The following is a 2,022-nucleotide window of genomic DNA, read 5'->3' on the forward strand; positions in this document are numbered from 1 at the left end:
AGAGAGGGAGAGTCCCGCGCCAGCGATGTTCTTGCGCAGGTGTGCCGTCGATGACGTGCCGGGAATGAGCAGGATGTTCGGTGATCGCTGCAGCAGCCAGGCCAGCGCGACGGACATCGGTGCTGCCTCCAATCGGGCGGCGACCGCCGAGAGCGCCGAGGACTGAAGCGGGGTGAAGCCCCCGAGGGGGAAGAAGGGCACGTACGCGACGCCGTCGGTGGCGAGCCGGTTGATGAGCTTGTCGTCGTGGCGGTGGGCGTCTGGCAGGCGGTTAACCCGGTCAACGGCCTGACCTACGGCTACGGTGGCTTGAAGTTGATCCGCGTCCTGAACCTGCAGCAGCTGGGGTAGGCCGTGGACGTGCTGGCGCCCCTGCCCGGCCGGGTGGAGTTCGCGCCCGCCGTCGCCGGGGTCACCCGCTTCGACCAGAGCCCGTTTCATGCGTGGAAGGCGGGGTTTCGGGAGTGCGCCATGCTGGCGCGCGGCTGCGAGTACGGATCTTCGGCGCACGAGGCCAGAGCGCGGCTGACGGCCTGGACCAGCGGCGGTGAAGGCGGGCAGTTCGCGATCTGGGCCCGGCGCGGCGCGGCCGACGGCATCGTGTTCGCGGCACAGGCCGGCAGCGATCCCGCGCCTTTCGCGGGACTCAACGATCCGCTCTGGCTACGCCACCGGTTCGAGGAGGCGCAACGGTGACCGCCGCTGTGGCCGCGGCGCCGTTGCTGCTGGTGGAACGCAACGCCCACCGTGTCGCCGGGCACCACCACGCCGCGCTGATCGCCCTGGCCCGGCAAGCGCGGGCCGAGGGACGCGCCGTGGTAGTGGCCGCACCCGATGGGATCACCGCCGATACCGGGCAGGCGCTGGCAGCCTCCGGCGCCGTGATCGTCGTCGGCGCCGGAAGCGAACCGGTCAGCGCGGTGCTGCTGGGCGCCGGACTGCTGCTGTCCGCGCTGTCGCACGTCGCGATGTGCCTGACGGCGGCACGGCGATGGCCGCGACCGATCCGCCGATTGCCGCACCAGCTCATGCTGGCCTCGCGGTGCCTGACCGAAGCCGCGACGCTTCGCGCCGGCGCCCGAGCATGCACACGCGCCCGGCCGGTGGCACTGGTGCTGACCGCGGCCGAAGGCCTGCACGCCCTGACCGCAGCGCTGTCGGGGATCGACCACCTGAGATTCGTCCACGAAGTCGACACCACCGAGGACGGCCCGCTCCGTCTGCTGGGCGCCGCCGCGCGGCGGCACCACCCCGCCGTGATGGCGCTGTGCCCGACCGCGTCCGTGCAGGCCGAGGTTCGTGCCCGGTTCCCGTACCTGGACACCCGCATCGTCGCCTTCGCGCTGGCCGACGCGGATGCCTACATCTCCGACGCCGAACGCAGCGCCGCCCGGGCGCAACTCGGTGTCCGGGACGGGGAGCGGGTGCTGTGCCTGGTCGGCGGCTGGTAGCCGCACAAGGACATCGCCACCGTCGAACGCGCCCTGGCCCTGGCGACACGGCCGTTGCACCTGATCGCCGCCGGATCCCCCATGAACACCACCGTGTTGCAGCGCATCGACGCTCTGCCTCACGTCGTGCTGCACGTCCAGCACCGGGAACTACCGGCGGCGCACCTGCGCACGGTTTACGCGGCCGCCGACGCCGCGATCGTCGCCCGCACTGCCACGGCCGGTAAGGAAAGCGGCCTGGTCGCCGATGCGGCCAACCACGGCGTCGCCCTCCTGGTCTCCACCCCTGACGCCGACCTGGCCGGCCGCCTGCGCGGCCGGCCATGGGCGCGGGTACTGCGGGTCGGCGACGCCGCCGAGCTGGCCGCCGCACTGGATGGCCCGCTCCCGGCCCGGCCACACCCGGGGGCGGCCACCGAGGTCGGTCTGATGAGCCCCGCCGCAGCCCTCGCCCGTTTCACCACCCTCGCCGGTCTCCAGCCACGGCCCATGGGAAACGATCATCTCCGTGCCGGGAAGCCATCTTCAAAGCCCTGCGTTCTTCACGCTCAACTGCATTCGTGAACACCCC

General features: G+C 72.2%; 4 protein-coding genes. 3 read left to right on the top strand and 1 reads right to left on the bottom strand.

Annotation, left to right across the window (positions count from 1 at the left end):
• A partial coding sequence (locus AB0395_RS48170) for an aldo/keto reductase (RefSeq protein ID WP_366295083.1) occupies window positions 1-441 on the bottom strand: 441 nt, incomplete at its 3' end.
• Between the two features lie 30 nt (window positions 442-471).
• Between AB0395_RS48170 and AB0395_RS48175 the strand changes: the two genes are divergently transcribed.
• The 3 genes from AB0395_RS48175 to AB0395_RS48185 all read left to right on the top strand — a co-directional run bounded on the left by AB0395_RS48175 (window position 472) and on the right by AB0395_RS48185 (window position 2,015).
• Window positions 472-696: a hypothetical protein gene (locus AB0395_RS48175; RefSeq protein ID WP_366295085.1), complete on the top strand. Its 225-nt coding sequence runs from the start codon at window positions 472-474 to the stop codon at window positions 694-696.
• Window positions 693-1,451: a hypothetical protein gene (locus AB0395_RS48180; protein WP_366295087.1), complete on the top strand. Its 759-nt coding sequence runs from the start codon at window positions 693-695 to the stop codon at window positions 1,449-1,451. Before AB0395_RS48175 ends, AB0395_RS48180 begins: the two co-directional genes overlap by 4 nt.
• An 81-nt stretch (window positions 1,452-1,532) precedes the next feature.
• Window positions 1,533-2,015: a hypothetical protein gene (locus AB0395_RS48185; RefSeq protein ID WP_366295090.1), complete on the top strand. Its 483-nt coding sequence runs from the start codon at window positions 1,533-1,535 to the stop codon at window positions 2,013-2,015.
• The last annotated feature ends 7 nt before the right edge of the window (window positions 2,016-2,022 follow it).

The organism is Streptosporangium sp. NPDC051023, from assembly GCF_040689595.1.
Lineage (GTDB): Bacteria > Actinomycetota > Actinomycetes > Streptosporangiales > Streptosporangiaceae > Streptosporangium.